The sequence below is a fragment of the Nitrosopumilus adriaticus genome (assembly GCF_000956175.1).
GTDB classification, from domain to species: domain Archaea; phylum Thermoproteota; class Nitrososphaeria; order Nitrososphaerales; family Nitrosopumilaceae; genus Nitrosopumilus; species Nitrosopumilus adriaticus.
This window is the reverse complement of the sequence record NZ_CP011070.1, coordinates 1,375,462-1,390,442: the sequence shown is the minus strand read 5'-3', so window position 1 is coordinate 1,390,442 and position 14,981 is coordinate 1,375,462. Positions and strand designations below refer to the sequence as shown.

At 34.4% G+C, this 14,981-nt stretch carries 15 protein-coding genes and 2 tRNA genes; 9 read left to right on the top strand and 8 right to left on the bottom strand.

Annotation, left to right across the window (positions count from 1 at the left end; all coding sequences use genetic code 11):
* Window positions 1-14: 14 nt before the first annotated feature.
* Entirely contained in the window at window positions 15-2,081 is a 2,067-nt protein-coding gene (locus tag NADRNF5_RS08215) for a cellulose synthase family protein (RefSeq protein ID WP_048117254.1), read from the top strand.
* Here the strand turns inward: NADRNF5_RS08215 and NADRNF5_RS08210 are convergent.
* Window positions 2,078-3,604, bottom strand: coding sequence for a hypothetical protein (locus tag NADRNF5_RS08210; RefSeq protein ID WP_048117251.1), 1,527 nt, complete (start codon window positions 3,602-3,604; stop codon window positions 2,078-2,080). The two genes, NADRNF5_RS08215 and NADRNF5_RS08210, sit on opposite strands and share 4 nt — an antisense overlap.
* Window positions 3,605-4,032: 428 nt before the next feature.
* Here NADRNF5_RS08210 and NADRNF5_RS08205 point away from each other — a divergent pair, with 428 nt between their 5' ends.
* Both NADRNF5_RS08205 and NADRNF5_RS08200 read left to right on the top strand, forming a co-directional pair.
* On the top strand, window positions 4,033-5,361 hold the full coding sequence (locus NADRNF5_RS08205) for a cation:proton antiporter (RefSeq protein WP_048119426.1): 1,329 nt from the start codon (window positions 4,033-4,035) through the stop codon (window positions 5,359-5,361).
* Entirely contained in the window at window positions 5,354-5,785 is a 432-nt protein-coding gene (locus tag NADRNF5_RS08200) for a hypothetical protein (RefSeq protein ID WP_048117248.1), read from the top strand. The genes NADRNF5_RS08205 and NADRNF5_RS08200 overlap by 8 nt, the downstream gene beginning before the upstream one ends.
* A gap of 1 nt (window position 5,786) precedes the next feature.
* On the opposite strand, the gene NADRNF5_RS08195 is transcribed toward NADRNF5_RS08200, so the two are convergent.
* Window positions 5,787-5,863, bottom strand: a tRNA-Gly gene (locus tag NADRNF5_RS08195).
* A gap of 63 nt (window positions 5,864-5,926) precedes the next feature.
* Here NADRNF5_RS08195 and NADRNF5_RS08190 point away from each other — a divergent pair.
* Window positions 5,927-6,190 carry a hypothetical protein gene (locus tag NADRNF5_RS08190; protein WP_048117245.1) on the top strand — a complete coding sequence of 88 codons (264 nt, stop codon included), beginning with the start codon at window positions 5,927-5,929 and terminating at the stop codon, window positions 6,188-6,190.
* On the opposite strand, the gene NADRNF5_RS08185 is transcribed toward NADRNF5_RS08190, so the two are convergent.
* Window positions 6,182-6,691, bottom strand: a complete 510-nt coding sequence (locus tag NADRNF5_RS08185) for a 50S ribosomal protein L16 (RefSeq protein ID WP_048117243.1) — start codon at window positions 6,689-6,691, stop codon at window positions 6,182-6,184. The genes NADRNF5_RS08190 and NADRNF5_RS08185 overlap by 9 nt on opposite strands.
* A 98-nt stretch (window positions 6,692-6,789) precedes the next feature.
* Between NADRNF5_RS08185 and endA the strand changes: the two genes are divergently transcribed.
* A complete protein-coding gene (gene endA / locus NADRNF5_RS08180; RefSeq protein WP_048119423.1) occupies window positions 6,790-7,353 on the top strand; it encodes a tRNA-intron lyase in 564 nt (187 codons plus the stop codon).
* Here the strand turns inward: endA and NADRNF5_RS08175 are convergent.
* Window positions 7,350-8,006, bottom strand: a complete 657-nt coding sequence (locus tag NADRNF5_RS08175; protein ID WP_048117240.1) for a phospholipase D-like domain-containing protein — start codon at window positions 8,004-8,006, stop codon at window positions 7,350-7,352. The two genes, endA and NADRNF5_RS08175, sit on opposite strands and share 4 nt — an antisense overlap.
* A gap of 53 nt (window positions 8,007-8,059) precedes the next feature.
* Window positions 8,060-8,134 (bottom strand) — tRNA-Glu (locus tag NADRNF5_RS08170).
* 112 nt (window positions 8,135-8,246) lie between these two features.
* On the opposite strand from NADRNF5_RS08170, the gene NADRNF5_RS08165 reads away from it, so the two are divergent.
* Window positions 8,247-9,119: a hypothetical protein gene (locus tag NADRNF5_RS08165; RefSeq protein WP_048117237.1), complete on the top strand. Its 873-nt coding sequence runs from the start codon at window positions 8,247-8,249 to the stop codon at window positions 9,117-9,119.
* 242 nt (window positions 9,120-9,361) lie between these two features.
* On the opposite strand, the gene NADRNF5_RS11430 is transcribed toward NADRNF5_RS08165, so the two are convergent.
* A complete protein-coding gene (locus NADRNF5_RS11430; RefSeq protein WP_192828379.1) occupies window positions 9,362-9,505 on the bottom strand; it encodes a hypothetical protein in 144 nt (47 codons plus the stop codon).
* Window positions 9,506-9,612: 107 nt separating this feature from the next.
* On the opposite strand from NADRNF5_RS11430, the gene NADRNF5_RS08160 reads away from it, so the two are divergent.
* Together NADRNF5_RS08160 and NADRNF5_RS08155 are read left to right on the top strand one after the other, a co-directional pair.
* A complete protein-coding gene (locus NADRNF5_RS08160) occupies window positions 9,613-11,115 on the top strand; it encodes a hypothetical protein (protein WP_048117232.1) in 1,503 nt (500 codons plus the stop codon).
* Window positions 11,116-11,172: 57 nt separating this feature from the next.
* Window positions 11,173-11,532 carry a tetratricopeptide repeat protein gene (locus tag NADRNF5_RS08155; protein ID WP_048117229.1) on the top strand — a complete coding sequence of 120 codons (360 nt, stop codon included), beginning with the start codon at window positions 11,173-11,175 and terminating at the stop codon, window positions 11,530-11,532.
* A gap of 9 nt (window positions 11,533-11,541) precedes the next feature.
* Here the strand turns inward: NADRNF5_RS08155 and NADRNF5_RS08150 are convergent, their stop codons facing one another.
* On the bottom strand, window positions 11,542-12,018 hold the full coding sequence (locus NADRNF5_RS08150; protein ID WP_048119420.1) for a hypothetical protein: 477 nt from the start codon (window positions 12,016-12,018) through the stop codon (window positions 11,542-11,544).
* An 81-nt stretch (window positions 12,019-12,099) separates the two neighbouring features.
* Between NADRNF5_RS08150 and NADRNF5_RS08145 the strand changes: the two genes are divergently transcribed.
* Window positions 12,100-12,744, top strand: a complete 645-nt coding sequence (locus NADRNF5_RS08145) for a hypothetical protein (protein WP_048117225.1) — start codon at window positions 12,100-12,102, stop codon at window positions 12,742-12,744.
* Window position 12,745: 1 nt separating this feature from the next.
* Here the strand turns inward: NADRNF5_RS08145 and NADRNF5_RS08140 are convergent, their stop codons facing one another.
* On the bottom strand, window positions 12,746-14,938 hold the full coding sequence (locus tag NADRNF5_RS08140) for a beta-propeller domain-containing protein (protein ID WP_048117212.1): 2,193 nt from the start codon (window positions 14,936-14,938) through the stop codon (window positions 12,746-12,748).
* Window positions 14,939-14,981 lie beyond the last annotated feature (43 nt).

Below are 14,981 nucleotides of genomic sequence, written 5' to 3'. Positions count from 1 at the left end.
GAGAGATTAGGGATATGGCAATCAATCCTTTCACTGCGTTTGTTTTTGATCTATTCATCTTATCAGCTATTATCATCACTGCATATACTTGCAATTTTTACTATCTTGCATTTCTTTCAAGAAAAAGAAACGAAGTTCCCTTAACTACTGATTGGGGGAATCCGTCAATTACTATCCAACTCCCAATATACAACGAAAAGTATGTTGCAAAAAGATTGGTAGATGCAGTTTGCAATTTGGATTATCCAAAAGACAAAATGAGAATTATGGTATTGGATGATTCTGATGATGATACAGTTGATTTACTTGCAGATGCCGTTGATGATTACAAAAATCAGGGATTCAAAATTGAGCATATTCGACGTGGAACTAGAAGTGGTTACAAGGCTGGGGCACTAAAACATGCCATGAAATCAACTGATACTGAACTTGTTGCAATTTTTGATGCCGACTTTATTCCTCCAACATGGTTTCTCAAAAGAGCAATACCTCATTTTACAAATTCAAAGATTGGCCTTGTTCAATGTAGGTGGGGACATGTAAATGAAAACTACTCTGCAATCACTCAAGCACAAGCACTTAGTCTTGACTTTCATTTTCTTATAGAACAAAAGGCAAAAAGTAATTCCCATCTATTCATGAATTTCAATGGTACTGCAGGAATTTGGAAACGTGATTGTATTGAGGACGCAGGAGGATGGCATACTGCAACACTAGTTGAAGATCTTGACCTTAGTTATCGAGCACAAATGAAAGGCTGGAAATGTCTGTTTCTTCCTGATATTGTAGTTGATGCAGAACTTCCTGTGCAGATGAATGCTGCAAAAAGACAACAGTTCCGTTGGGCAAAAGGCTCTATTCAATGTGCAATCAAATTACTATCTGACATTGCTCTAAAGCGTAAAGTTGCAGTTGAAGCAAAAATTCAGGCATTTATTCAATTAACTCGTCACATTGTTTATCCATTAATGCTGATACAATTTTTGGCTTTACCTATTTTACTAGCAGGACAAGTAAATCTCTATGTGATTAGTTTTTTGCCTGCAATAACTATTGCAACATATCTTGCAATGGGTCCTGGTGCGTATATAATGATCATGCAAGGCATGTATCACAAATCTTGGAAGTCAAAGGCCAAGATTCTACCGGCATTATTAATTTACAATGCTGGAATGTCTGTAAATAACACTGTTGCAGTGTTTGATGCGGTTGTTGGAAAGAAAAATGAATTTCTTAGAACGCCCAAATATGGCGTGCTAAAAACAAAAGATGATTGGAAAGATAATGCATACAATTTACCTTTCTCACAAGTTACACTGCTTGAGATCTTTTTTGGGGTATATGGAATACTAGGTATCTTTATTGCAGTTTTTTCAAATAATCCTATCTTTGTTCCTATTATCGGTCTACAGGCAACAGGATTTTTCTATATTGCATACATGAGTTTGTCTCATACTCGATTTAAAAGAAATAAATCAAGTAAACCACGACCAAAAACTAAGAAGGAAAAAATGGCAAATACTGTTTACAAACTTTCCATGATTGGAATTGTGGGAATTATTATTTTTGGAGGATTTATGGCAATTTATGGATATAATACTGACATCTATCCTCTAGATCGAATTAGAGGCCATCTTGATGGAATTGTCGGCTCATCTGATCCTGTTGCAATAAAGAATCATCTGTTAGCAATTCAAGAAGATTTAGCACTTGTAATGGAAAAAGTACCTGAAAAAACTGATGCAAATGGTGAGGTAATTTCTAAAAACCCTGTTTGGATATTTGCCACAGAATCTACAAACTTGCTTAGAATTCAAAATGATGTAACTACATTGGTTGCAAGTATTGAAAAAATCTCAACTGTGCCAAAGGATAGTTCTGCATATCATACAGGAATGCTGGATATCAACGGTAGGGCGCTATCTTTGAAAACCAATATCATGGATGCAACTCCGTACATGTACGTAAGTGTTGCAAACATTATGTTTAGTACAATTTGGATTGCAGCAATCTTGGGAATCTTTGCTGCATTAAAGAAAAAGAAACAACAATTCAAAGAGATAGATGATACTGGTGTTTAAGAAATATTTAGATCCTTTCTTAATTCATCTACTGCTCTAATTCCATAAATGTCTCTTACTTGTTGAACTCTAATTATTTCTTTTAGTAAATCTCTGCCTATTGCATTAGTTAAAATGGAATAAACATCACTGAACCTAACTTCCCACTTGTCTGCACAATCTAGCATCTTACTTACTGCCCATTGTCTTACTTCTTGAGGTAGTGGAATTTTTTCACCTGACTCTATGGATATTCTATCAAATAGATTTACAATGTCTGCAGTTTGTGCTGCCATGTTTTCAATGTCTTTTAGTTCGCCATATTTTGATTCAGAATTTATTCTAACATTTGATTGGTATTCTGAAAGTTTTAACAATGCCATCATCTCTTTAGATGAATCACTAGTAGCCTTGTTTGTGACACTTTTGATTGATTGAATTTCTTCAAATAATTTATCTGATTTTTTATGAAATTCTGCAGTTGAGGCATCTTGTCTTTTTAGAATATCTGATGCTGAGGCTATTTTTTGCTCAATGCTATTTGTCTTATCAAATACATTCTGCTTGAAATTTGAGATGTCTTCTTGAACTGATTTGAGCCCTTCTCCAACAAATGCTGTGGAATCTGCTCTCTGCGATAATCCGCCAATTTCAGTCTCGATTTTATCTATTTTTCCTCCTAAATCCTTCATAGTTTGTAGACTGATATTTTCAGCAGATTTTGCATTTTCAGAGATTGTCTCAAATTGTTGTTTGAGTCCATCAATAACTCCTCCAAGTGAATCAATTTTTGATGCTTTAGAAGAGATTGAATCAATTGTTATCTTGATTGCTTCTAATTCTGCATTAAGATCTGTTGTCGAGATTGCACCTTCTGCAATTCTTTCAAATTCTTGCTTGAGGCTTTCTATGATTTGATTTCCGGTATCTAGTTTTGCAGTTTTATCGGAGATCTCTTCGAGATTATTTTTTAGTTTATTCATCTCAGAACTAATCTCTAAAAATGAATCTGTTTTTCCAGAAACTTTTCTCATATCGTCTCTTACTTCGTCAATTCTCTGTGCAATTTTTATTATCATTTGGGAATTATTCTTAATTGAATTCATACTATCTTGTACTTGCTGAGATAATTCTTGAGGCTTTGTCGTTTTTTGAATCTCTGAAATTTTATTAATCTCATCTTGGAGTTTTACAGTTTGTTCATTTATCTTACTTACAAGATTTGATTGTGTTCTAACTTGGTTTAATCCTGCATATAGTTTCTGAGTATCATCTTCTATGATGTTGATTTGTTTTGATTGCTTTTGAATATACTCTAATGTTGATGTTAGTGTATCGATCATACCTTTCATTGATAAGAGAACTTTTTGATTTTCTCCAAAAATTTTTGACATTACTTTGATCTCTTTTTGTAATGCCTTATTCGAATCTGAAACTGATGCTACTTTTTTTAATAGTGCTGAAGGTGTTGGTTCTCTTGTAACTTTTTTGGCAACTTTTTTTGGGTTTGCTGATGTCTTTTTCTTTGTAGTTTTAGCTGCCATATACAGTAAATAAAAAAATGATGATAAAAAAGTTGGGTATAAAATAAAAAATGTAATGAGTTACTTGTTTACAACAGTTGGTTCATGTAGTAACTCATGAAAGGTCTTTTCAGCCAACCCATTTGCTGTTTCGATAAACCCTCTTGTACAATATTCACATTGAATCATATAGTACGGTATGGTACCGTACTATTAATACTCAGGTGATTATGACGTAACCAATGATGCAGTCAGATACCCCAGGTCATTTCTCTACATAATATTCAGATGACCTAATCATCACTCTGCAAAATCATTATGATGATTGATCATAAAGAGGTTAAAGATTATGTCTATTGAGCCTATTTTCAGCTATTTGCACTTTCATCAATTTGATTTGAAAATTTTTAGTCAGAAATCATTTTTAATGAAATTTGTTAACTGAATACATGCAAAACATTTCACTTCAGTTAGATACTGGTGAAATTCATAGCTCTCTTAACACAACTGTAAATAGTTTAATTGAACAAATTACTCCTGAACTTCCACATGCATCTTTTGTAACTGATTTGGCATTTATCATGATTATTGGTGCTGTAGTAACTTTAGCTTTTTTTAAAATTAGACAACCACTCATAATTGGATATCTTTTTGCTGGGATGCTTATTGGTCCCCTCTCACCGTTTTGGTCTTGGGTATTACCTGAAGGTGGTCCATCTTCTGATGTTTTGGGTGGTGTAGGAATATTATCTAACATTTCTGCATTGAATCTTTTTGCTGAGATTGGTGTAATTTTGTTACTTTTTGTAATTGGAATTGAATTTCCCTATGCCAAGATCAAAAGTATTGGAAGGGTGGCAGTAGGGGTTGGAACTTTGGGGTTGTTTTCCACTTTAGGTGTTGTATTTTATGCCGCAACCGCATTGGGTTTGGGCTTTTTAGATGCATTGTTTATTTCAGCAGCACTATCTATTTCCAGTACTGCAATAATTGTCAAAATTTTAGAGGAAATGGGGAGGATCAAAAATGAATCCTCTATTCTTGTCTTGGGAATTTTAATTGTAGAGGACATTATAGCAGTTATTTTGATTTCATCTTTACAGTCGATTGCTTTAGTTGGAACCATATCCATAGAATCTGTTATTGTTATTGCACTAGTTGCTACTGGTCTTATAGTTGGAACATTTACCATTGGAACTAGAATAATTCCGAGATTGATTGATAAAGTTGCAGCAGCTGAGCATCGCGAAATTTTACTGCTCAGTGTCCTAGGCGTATGTTTTGGATATGCATTACTTGCAAACATTGTTGGGTTATCCGTTGCCATAGGAGCATTTTTGGCAGGTGTGTTGGTTGCAGAATCAAAATCTGCTGAAGTTGCAAAATTACTTTCTAGTCCCATCAAAGATATGTTTGTGGCAATTTTCTTTATTTCAGTTGGTGCTCTGATGGATGTGTCTGAACTTGAAAATTATATTTTCATCGCAATTGCCCTGATAGCAGTAGCTACCGGAATGAAGTTTGGTGGGAATTTGGTTGGAAATGTTATCTTTCGGCAAAGGCGTGTTAAAGCAATCCGTTCGGCATTTACATTAGCTGCTCCGAGAGGTGAGTTCTCAATTGTAATTGTAAAGGTTGGCGTTGATATAGGAGCCGTTAGTGCATTCTTGTTCCCATTGATAGGTATAATTTCTATCATCACTGCTTTTATTTCCCCCTTTTTAGTAAAAGCTGGAGATAAAATAGTACCTAAAGTAGAGGAAAAGAAAGATGTCTGACGAATTAAAAAAACTAACTGAACAAGCTCATGATGGAATTACTACTTTTGATTTTGATGGTAAAGAAACACCATGCATCATTATTGAAGAAAAAAAATATGATGATATGCTTGCCAAGGTTGCAGGGCAGTCTTTGTCTATTAACACTGATCTTAATATCTTACAAGATGGATTAGGCAATGTCTTCGTTGAAGTTGTTTTGACATTCTCTAAAGGAAACATTGTCGAAAAGTTTATGATAGATGCAAAAACACATCTTGACTTTTTTGTAACTTTATCAAAAACATCTATGTTTGCACTGTCTTCTCCTAAATCAAATTATGGAAAAGATAATGTGTTTATGATTCAGTTGCCTCGCCCAGAAAAAGCTCAGGATGCATTGGAAATTATTAAAAATGCATTAATTCCAAAAAATCAAAAATAGATGGTGCAGTTACCGGGATTTGAACCCGGGTCACGTACTTGGCAAGCACGAGTACTAACCAGACTGTACTATAACTGCAACAACCCTAGAGGTTGAATTTGGATATTAAACTGTTTTTAACTATTTCAATCAAGATATACTATGGATGAAACGCTTCTTAGTAAAATAGAACAAAAAATTCAAGATTCACTTTCCAACAAAGATGAAATTAAAGAATTGATTCATTTACTTTCAGACATTGATGATTCAAAATCATTTGCACTTGGTGTGGTGGTCGGAAGAATTTACAATGCATTTTACTATCAATCAAAAAGAATTCTAAAACGCGAACCCACAAAAGATGAATTTAATGAATTTTTAGAATTTGTTAAAAATAAGAAATCTGATTTAGAAAATTTATGGTGATGGTTTGTTCCATTCGATAACCTTGATGGTTGGTGTTCCTGGCAATTTAACACATGAACCGTGAAGTGCTTTTTTAGCTGCCTCCAAGTGGGCTTCTGTATTTACAAACATTTCCATGATGCATTGACCTTGTCGGACTCTGGCACCTAAACTGACTGCCTTGCCCCATGATCTTCTCATTCCTTCTGAAACCCTGTCTGCACCTGCAGTTGCAATCTGTTTATTTTCTCTAAGTAAATTATGTGGGTAAATTCTTAATCTGGAATAGTAACCTGTTTCACCAGTGGTCTTTTCTAGAGTTTTGTTTGCAGCCAATCTGGTTGATTCAATTGCCATGTGTCTGATCTGAATCTTTTCGTTGATTAGTAATTGCACACAATATTTGTAAACTCCTCTTTTGCCTCCCTGAAATTTTGCAATTTTGATCTGGGGTTTACCTTTGATGTATTCTTTTCTAGTAAAGATTTGTCCAGTTGCAGTTCTATAATTGGCACCATGCATTATGTTCTCAAACCAAAACGCCCATATTTTAACGGTGAGTCAATATGTGCCCATTTTTTCCAATGCTTATATGGAAATCCTTTGATTTTCTCATCATCATGGAAGAAACTCCGATAGTAAATGGTGAGATGATTTCTGAACAAACTTGTATTTCTGATAAAAACATGATCCATGAGCTTGAACTGAAGGGATATGGTGAAGTTGAAAACGAGAAATTATTTTTAAAACAATTTGAAACATTATTTTTATTATATTCTAAAAAATTGATTTTGAAGAAAGCTAAAAAACAAATTGATTTTGACACTTTTATGAATATCTGTCAAAAAACTGACTCTGATATTCTTACTAAATTTTTAATTTATCGTGATCTTAGAAATCGCGGGTATGTTGTAAAAGATGGGTTTGGATTTGGTTCTGATTTTCGAGTATATGAAAGGGGACATTTTGGTGAGAAGGGAGCAAAATTTCTAATCTTTGGACTCAATGAGGGACAACAAGAGAAGATGGGTAATCTACAAAAAAAGATTGAAGATATTACTCAGATGGGAAAAGAACCAATAATTGCAGTAATTGAGCGCCGAGGTGAAGTCATCTACTACAAAATTAATCGAATGAATTTCAATGAAAATAAATCTAGACTAGAAGAATCATTCAAAATCTAATCTTGTAATATCCATTCTGATGAATATTTTAAAAGATTATTTCTTTCTGCAAACATAAAATCATAGACGTCTACGTATTTTGTTTTGTTATCCCAAAGATCCTGAAAGTCTTTCATCTTTCTTTCAACTCTTGATTTGTCATTCCATGATGTAAAAACATCCACTGATTCAAAATCTCTTGATTGAGCAGAAAATGATTCTCTTGATGTTCCAGTAAATGCAACTGCTTCATCATCTACATCTCTAAAAATTCCAATTCTCTCAGAGAAAGAATTTGAAACTTGCTCTGAATTTGTAATTGCGACCTTTAATTCAATTTGTCCATTATTTACAATCTCTTGAAGTTTTTGGATTTTAGTGTCTTTGATGAATTTCCCTTCAAATGATTTTGTAAATTTTTCAGAAAATAATTTTGTAAACAGATTCAGGTCTCCTGATCTGAATCTGTGCCCTGTGATCATTCTTAATTTAGCCTTACCTTCGGCAAAATTTTCAAATGCCATTGAAATTGTAGCTAATGTCTGAATCGATAAAAAATCAACACATCTATCATATTCTATACAATGACTAAGGCAGGGAAAGAAAAATTCTGTTACGATATCGTCTCTGTCTGAGCGATACTCTTCTTTTAATTCAATATCTCTTAATCCCACTAATCCTTTCTCTTGATTTTGTTATTTAAAGAAACAATTCAAATTATCCAAAGTGCTCCCATCGGGATTTGAACCCGAGTCTTTGGCTTGAGAAGCCAAAATGCTTAACCGGACTACACTATAGGAGCTTGATGAAAAACAAATCCAATCTCAATTTAAAGGAAATGTTTTGACTTTGAATGAATTTGTAAAACTTTGTGAGTTGGTTCCTTTATAGAAAAAAGGATGTGCACTGACTTTATGGATGTTAAAAAATTCATTACAGATCATGAGTTGACTAGTTTTCCTGTTGGGTTAGGAGGTTGTAGAGTGTCTGGAATAAGCGATAATTCCTGTGATTATGATGTTTTTGTTTTTGATGGTAGGTTGGGAGAGGAAACCCTAAAGTTTGAAAATGAATCTGTGATGATTCATCATGGATCCCTTTCTGAAACCCAATCAAAACAACTATTGCAATATGATGGTCTTGAAATTATTCAAGATGAATCATGGGAACTCCGAATGTTTTTATCCAAAATTCACAAAAAACGCATTTTACTCTATAATGATTTTGCAAAAAACTCTTTGATTGAATCATTATTTTGTTGTCAAAAAACGAAAGAATCCATACACTCTACTGATCAATTTGGGCCGTGCTGGCAAAAATGTGCTGTATTTTATTTAGCAGATGCTATCTCCTCATTGAACCATCAACGAATTAGTCCATCCCATATGCTTGATGTATTGCGAAAATTAGAAAAAAATCAAATCAATGATTATATCTCAACTGTCACTCAAACGGTGGGAATTGAGAGGGCCACCCCTCCACTACTTGAAAGGATGCTCAAATCTACGATTGGATTCTCTGACTTGGTTGAAAAAAACAATCACTCTCAAATAATTCAGCAAAAATTTGATTACTTTGTAAACAACTCGATGCTGGCTGATTGCTATTTTTACTTGGGTTGGATAAACAAAGAAAATTTCGTAAAAATTAAGGATAATTTGAATAGAGAACAAGATCTTATCCATATTCTCAAGGTAGCGTTTGATGTTGAGGCTGATCTGAATTTAGTTGAACAGCAAGCAAATAGTATAGAAAAATCATGCAATGCTATACTGGGATTTCTTTAAAGGCTGAATTTCTCATCTTTTGTACTAACCTTTTAAAACAAGTAAGATTACTCACTAGTCATGGTAGATCAAGCATGCGGTTGCGAAGCTGATAGCGGCGACCCAGATTACTCATGCGATTGTGCTATGCAAGGTCATTGTATATGCAGCGCAGATTGCAAATGTTCAACAGACGTTTGTAAAGAAGCTGTCGGTAGTATGTAATTCGATAGTTTATCAAAATTTTATTTTTATTTTTTTAACTAATCTTCCTCTTCCTCAAAGCCCCATGATTTTACTAACTCTTTTTGGAACTTGTCGGCCTGCTTTTCATCTAAACCGAATCCGCAGTTTTTGTGTGTGGGAACTACAATCATGCCGTCTAACTTGAACTCTACTTCAAACAAGTGCACTTTGGAGCATTCACACATTTCTGGAATTACTGTAAATTTTCCTCTATATTTGCTTATTTGAATAACCTTTAACTATCCGTTTTGACAATTTTTTTTCAGATTTGAAAGGATCATTACTAATAATTCCAATTTTTGCAGCTTTACTTTTAGGATCATTGTCAATTCCATCTGCATTTGCTCAATTCCAATCTGGGGGTGTAGATAAAGAAGGCTCGTGGTATGCAGGAGAAGGTCTCAAACAAGGAGATTTCTTTTCTTATTCCATGTGTCATGTTGATTACAAAGAATGTGCTCCATTTGAAATGGATATTTGGATTAAAGGTGACAAACAAGTTGGAAGTGAAACCAAGTGGTTGGCTGAAGCTGTTGTATATGATGGCAGCAAAGTAATTGTTGGTGAAATGGAACTTGGAAAAATTGCACCTGAACCAACTGGAGGCAGCATTGAACTTGGTGTCTATCGGGGCGCCTTCAAATCTTCTGTAGTCTGGTTATCTGCTTTTGCAACATCCGATTCAAGTTCTGGAGGTAAGGGTCCTAAAGAATTCAAAGCTGCATCGTGGGGTAAAATTGGAAACATAGGAGGAGAGCAAGTACTTCCAAAGGCTATTGAAACAATTACAGTCCCTGCAGGTACCTGGGAAACTGTTCAAATGTATTGGAAAACTGGAGGTACTGGTAGCAAAGTATGGATTGTAGATGGATTTCCATTTCCAATAAAAGCTAAAACTTACACACATGTTTCAGAAGGAATACCTCCAACTGAATACGAATTCGTTTTATTGGATTATAAAGAAAACGTGCAACAAAGTCCATTTGAGGGAATACTTTCATCTGTAAATCAATTAGTAGATGCTGGTTGTGATGTGAACTTTGAAAAATCAGTTAGTGTAAAGAAACCTACAAAGAATTTTGATTACCAGATTCACATATTTTATGGACCTGAAGATCCTGTGATGGGATGTGAGATGCAATGGCTCATAAAATTTATTAGCAAATATGATGATACAGAATTTTTAAACCAAGTTCAGTTTGATTTTCTAGTAGTTGATAAAAATCTAAACCCTCTACGCTCTGTTGCCCAAGAAGAAGGTAAACAATTCTTGTATTCTCCTTCGGGACAATACATTCTTGATTTTATTGTTAAAGAAAAACCTGGCACTGCAAATTATGTTGTATGGGTTTATGGTTTGGCCCCTGAAGGAATTGTTCCTTCTGGAGCTTCAGACTATCTACAAATCCCTGTTTTAGTTTATGACTCAAAGGATGCAGGTCCAACCCAAAGTATACCTTCTTGGATTAAGAATAATGCAGGATGGTGGGCTGATGGCTCCATTGATGATAATTCATTTGTCCAAGGTATTCAATTCTTAATCAAAGAAGGAATCATGAAGATTCCTCCAACATCTCAGGGCTCAGGTAGTGGTTCAAACCAAATCCCTGATTGGATTAAGAATAATGCAGGATGGTGGGCTGATGGCTCCATTGATGATAATTCATTTGTCCAAGGTATTCAATTCTTAATCAAAGAAGGAATCATGAAGATTGAAAATCCTAGTATCAAAAAGTCTTCAGGTTCAGAACCTGAACCATGGTATGGTTAGTGATTATTCGAGTTCTACATTCAAATTACTATACTCTCTTTCAAATAACGAACTAAGATGGTAGGTCTTTTCAAGCATCCAAAGCGTCGTCTGAAAAAATTACTAAGAGATGGTGAATACGATGAGGCTATAAAATTTGGAAAGAGTTTAGAATCTGAATATTCTGATGACCATGATTTCATGTTTATCATGGGCAGTGTTTATTTTATTGTGGAGGATGCAAAAAAAGCATTACCGTATTTTGAAAAAGCATTTGAATTAGACAACAATGATGTGGAGAACCTTACTCTGAAAACTAATGTTCATTTGGCATTGGAGCAAAAAGATGAGGCAATTGATTGCTGCAAACGTATTTTGAAATTACAACCTGAAAATACTGAAGCTGAACTACTCTTGGATGATTTGAAAAATCTCTAGTTTCTAAAATTATCTTTTTTTCATAGGATAAGCATTCTCTAATAACCAATTACAAAATGCTGTAACCTTTTCATTAAATTCAGTCCATATATGTACAGAGTGTGGAAGTATGTCTATTTTCCAATTATTTGTAAATACTCTGACTCCTTCTTTGTTTTCATACATGTATGCATCTTCTGTCTGAATGTCTCCTAGCATTTCTTTTGCCTTTTGTTTAATTATCTCTCTGTCTATGGGAAATCTCTTTAGATCATAATCTATGATTAAACTCAAATCTCTTTTCCCATACATTTCAAATTCTTCAATTCTTCCCTCTTTTGGGAAATTCACAATTAATTTGATGTCGTATTTTTTACCTACTTCTTTTCCAATCTCTACAATTCTTGCATAACCCATCCCTGGATTCTTTTTTAATAGAAATCTGATTTGCGCCAAGTCTTTTTTTAATTGCTCTTGCAAATCCGTGACGATTTCTGAAAATATCATACATTTTCTTGCCAAAATTCCTATTATAACCATTAATTTTTTTCAAGGTTGGTTTTTTTAGAACTAGGATTAATCCTGAGCATGGCAATGCCTATGGATTTTGATGGTATGCGCACTGATGATGCATCTGAGAGAACAGATAATGTTGATGAATACAGAAGAACCTGTATTGATTTCATAGAGGATATCTCTCATGATTATGAGGCATGGGTAGACTATTACAAATTGCCCGAAGATGAAGATAAACGAAGACGTGCAGGTATTCGTGCAACAATTGCTAGAACAAATGAATGGATTGCAAAGGTTTCCCAATCAATCAAGGCAGTTGATGTGGTAATGAATGACGGAATACAGAAAATGGCCGAATCTACTGCGGGAAAACCATTTCAAATCGGAGTTTTTGTAAATCAAAAATCAGGGTACACTGAAACAAGACCTGGTATTATTGATGTAAATGTCAAAGCCACTGGAAGAGATGGCAGAAAAACAAAACTAGGGTTTCATTTTAAAGATGATCGATTTAGAATAGAATCCACATGTGATGCATACATTGATGAAACAAATTTACCAACACAAGAGTCTGAATTCTTGGATATTCATCTTACACTCCATGCCGAAAATGCAAAGACTCGTGATGTAATTTCCTTTACAGTAACTATTTGTGAAATTGAAAATGATGTTGAAATTGACAGGCGAGGAGTTTCAACAGTTGTTCATCTAGTATGATTTAACGTAAAATTTCATCTTCCATGTATTCGATAAACTTTCCAGTGTTTTCAAGTTTTATTGAATTGATTTTCTCCAAGCTATCAAAGTCGTTCATCTTTAGATGCTGCTCAGATGCAGTGTACAACACGTCATCGATATAGAAAGTTCTTGCCTCCCCCATCCCATAGTATCTTGAATCTTCCTCTGAATGAGTAATGGTTCCTTTTGTATTGATTCCATTTAATGCATCAATCTCAAATACATAGAAACCGCTCCATCTGTTGTATTCTGGTGCAAACATCTTGGAGGAACTTTCATTGAGGCTTTTTACATCTCCATTTACTGGAATTGACAGGATTCCTCTTGTCTTATCAAAGAAGAATGCCTTGTGGTTGAACAGTGCTTCTGAATGAGTGGAACTATCTCCAATCACAATATCGTCTGCCACAATTGGATTCTTTACGTCTTTTACATTGAATAATGCTATTTTGATGCCTAGTTGTTGAACTCTATTATTGTCTAGTTCTTTTGTGTCTCTGCCAATTCCAATAATGTGTTCTTCATCATATGGATGCAAATAATTTGAAAATCCTGGAATCTTGAGTTCACCTAGAATCTTCGGAGTGTCAGTTGACAAGTCAATCACAAAAAATGGATCGATTTGCTGGAATGTTACCAGGTATAGTCGTTCTCCAATAAATCTTGATGAGAAAATACTCTCATCAGGTGCAATATCTTCCAAACCTCCAACTATGTTTAGATTCTCATCTAAGACATAGACTGAATTTGACCTAATGGTTCCTTGATGCTGTATGTAGTATTCTGTAGTAGTTGCAACTCTGAATCTATCCCCGCTCTGATCCATTGAAAACTGATTAAGTAGTCGTCCTGGGACTGAACCTTTTGCAACATATTCTATTTTGTCCTCATTGATTGATACTTTGTGAATAATTGTCTTTTGTGTGTCTTGCTGTTTTTTTGTGTCGTACTCAATTAGAGCCTGCTTTATCTTTTCAAATAGTTTTTCTTTATCGTCTTTGTTCATTGTATTGTATGACTTTTGCATTAGCTCTGATATTTTCATCCACTGTGATGATGAATTCAATGAAGAATCGCTTTTGATTACTTTTATTTCATCTTGAATATCTTTTGGTAATAGTGGAACAACTACATCAAAGAATCTATCACGTGATGAGTTTTCATAAAAACCAAATGGCATATTTTGCTGGTAAGTCAAGTAAAAGTTATCCTCTGACACATAAAATGTTCCTGAATATCCCATGAGAAATGTCTCAGAATTAATTTTATCACCAAAGATGTCAATTGCAGTAAGTGTGCTAAAGTTTGAGAATTGCTCTACATTATCAAAGTAAAATGCCTCAGGTGTCATTATTCTAACAGCGTCTTCCATTATTACTGGAAGTCTTGGGTACTGGTAATTGATGTGGCTATTTGTTACAAAGTATGCATAGTCTCCAATCATTCTTGCATCTCTAAAGTGTCCATCAATAGAGTAATCCTTTAGGATTGTTGGATTTTCTTTATCAGATACATCTACAATTAATGCATGTGTTACAGGTTCGTATGATCTTTGTGGAACAAAATCATACTGGGGAATTATCTGGTCATCGCTTTGCCCGTTGTAAAATATTACTAGTCTGTCTCCGTTAAGGAACATATTTTGTATGTACTGTGATTCAATATCTAGAGCAATTTTGAGAATTAATTTTGCAGATTCAGCAGGATATGCATCAATTATCGAAAGTGTGTTTCTTGATACAATATAGACATACTTTGAATCATTTTTGAGATAGTCTGGTTCGTCGACATTTGCAACTTGAACATTTGTTGTAGAGTACTCTGAGCCGCCAGATTGTGTTTTAACTGCCGGTTCTGCCTGTGGTGCAGATTCTGCTACTGCCATGTCTCCGTCCATTACAGAAAAGCTTCTTAGCATTCTTTCATCAAAAATTTGACCATTAAAGACAGCTGATACCTCTAAAATTTTCTTTAATTCTTCTTGTGAAGATATTTTTTTGATATTTTGAGTTCCCTGGAAATATTCTTCTAAAGTTTTATCGACATAGATTATCTCTGGTTCTAGAGTTTGAGTTACTTGAATATCTTGTTCAAAGCCAATAGTGTACATAATTCCCGATGTTATGGCTACTGAAACGATTATTGCAATTGGGATTGTTATTTTTGGATTCATTTTTTCTCCTCACTATTTTCCGTATCTCTTTTTATGAAATCTC

Coding starts and splice junctions, on each gene's coding strand:
- NADRNF5_RS08150 (WP_048119420.1), bottom strand. CDS start 12,018: ATGATATTTTCAGAAATCGTCACGGATTTGCAAGAGCAATTAAAAAAA.
- NADRNF5_RS08165 (WP_048117237.1), top strand. CDS start 8,247: ATGGATGTTAAAAAATTCATTACAGATCATGAGTTGACTAGTTTTCCT.
- NADRNF5_RS08190 (WP_048117245.1), top strand. CDS start 5,927: ATGGATGAAACGCTTCTTAGTAAAATAGAACAAAAAATTCAAGATTCA.
- NADRNF5_RS08185 (WP_048117243.1), bottom strand. CDS start 6,691: ATGCATGGTGCCAATTATAGAACTGCAACTGGACAAATCTTTACTAGA.
- NADRNF5_RS08210 (WP_048117251.1), bottom strand. CDS start 3,604: ATGGCAGCTAAAACTACAAAGAAAAAGACATCAGCAAACCCAAAAAAA.
- NADRNF5_RS08200 (WP_048117248.1), top strand. CDS start 5,354: ATGTCTGACGAATTAAAAAAACTAACTGAACAAGCTCATGATGGAATT.
- NADRNF5_RS08155 (WP_048117229.1), top strand. CDS start 11,173: ATGGTAGGTCTTTTCAAGCATCCAAAGCGTCGTCTGAAAAAATTACTA.
- endA (WP_048119423.1), top strand. CDS start 6,790: ATGGAAGAAACTCCGATAGTAAATGGTGAGATGATTTCTGAACAAACT.
- NADRNF5_RS08145 (WP_048117225.1), top strand. CDS start 12,100: ATGGCAATGCCTATGGATTTTGATGGTATGCGCACTGATGATGCATCT.
- NADRNF5_RS08205 (WP_048119426.1), top strand. CDS start 4,033: ATGCAAAACATTTCACTTCAGTTAGATACTGGTGAAATTCATAGCTCT.
- NADRNF5_RS08140 (WP_048117212.1), bottom strand. CDS start 14,938: ATGAATCCAAAAATAACAATCCCAATTGCAATAATCGTTTCAGTAGCC.
- NADRNF5_RS08215 (WP_048117254.1), top strand. CDS start 15: ATGGCAATCAATCCTTTCACTGCGTTTGTTTTTGATCTATTCATCTTA.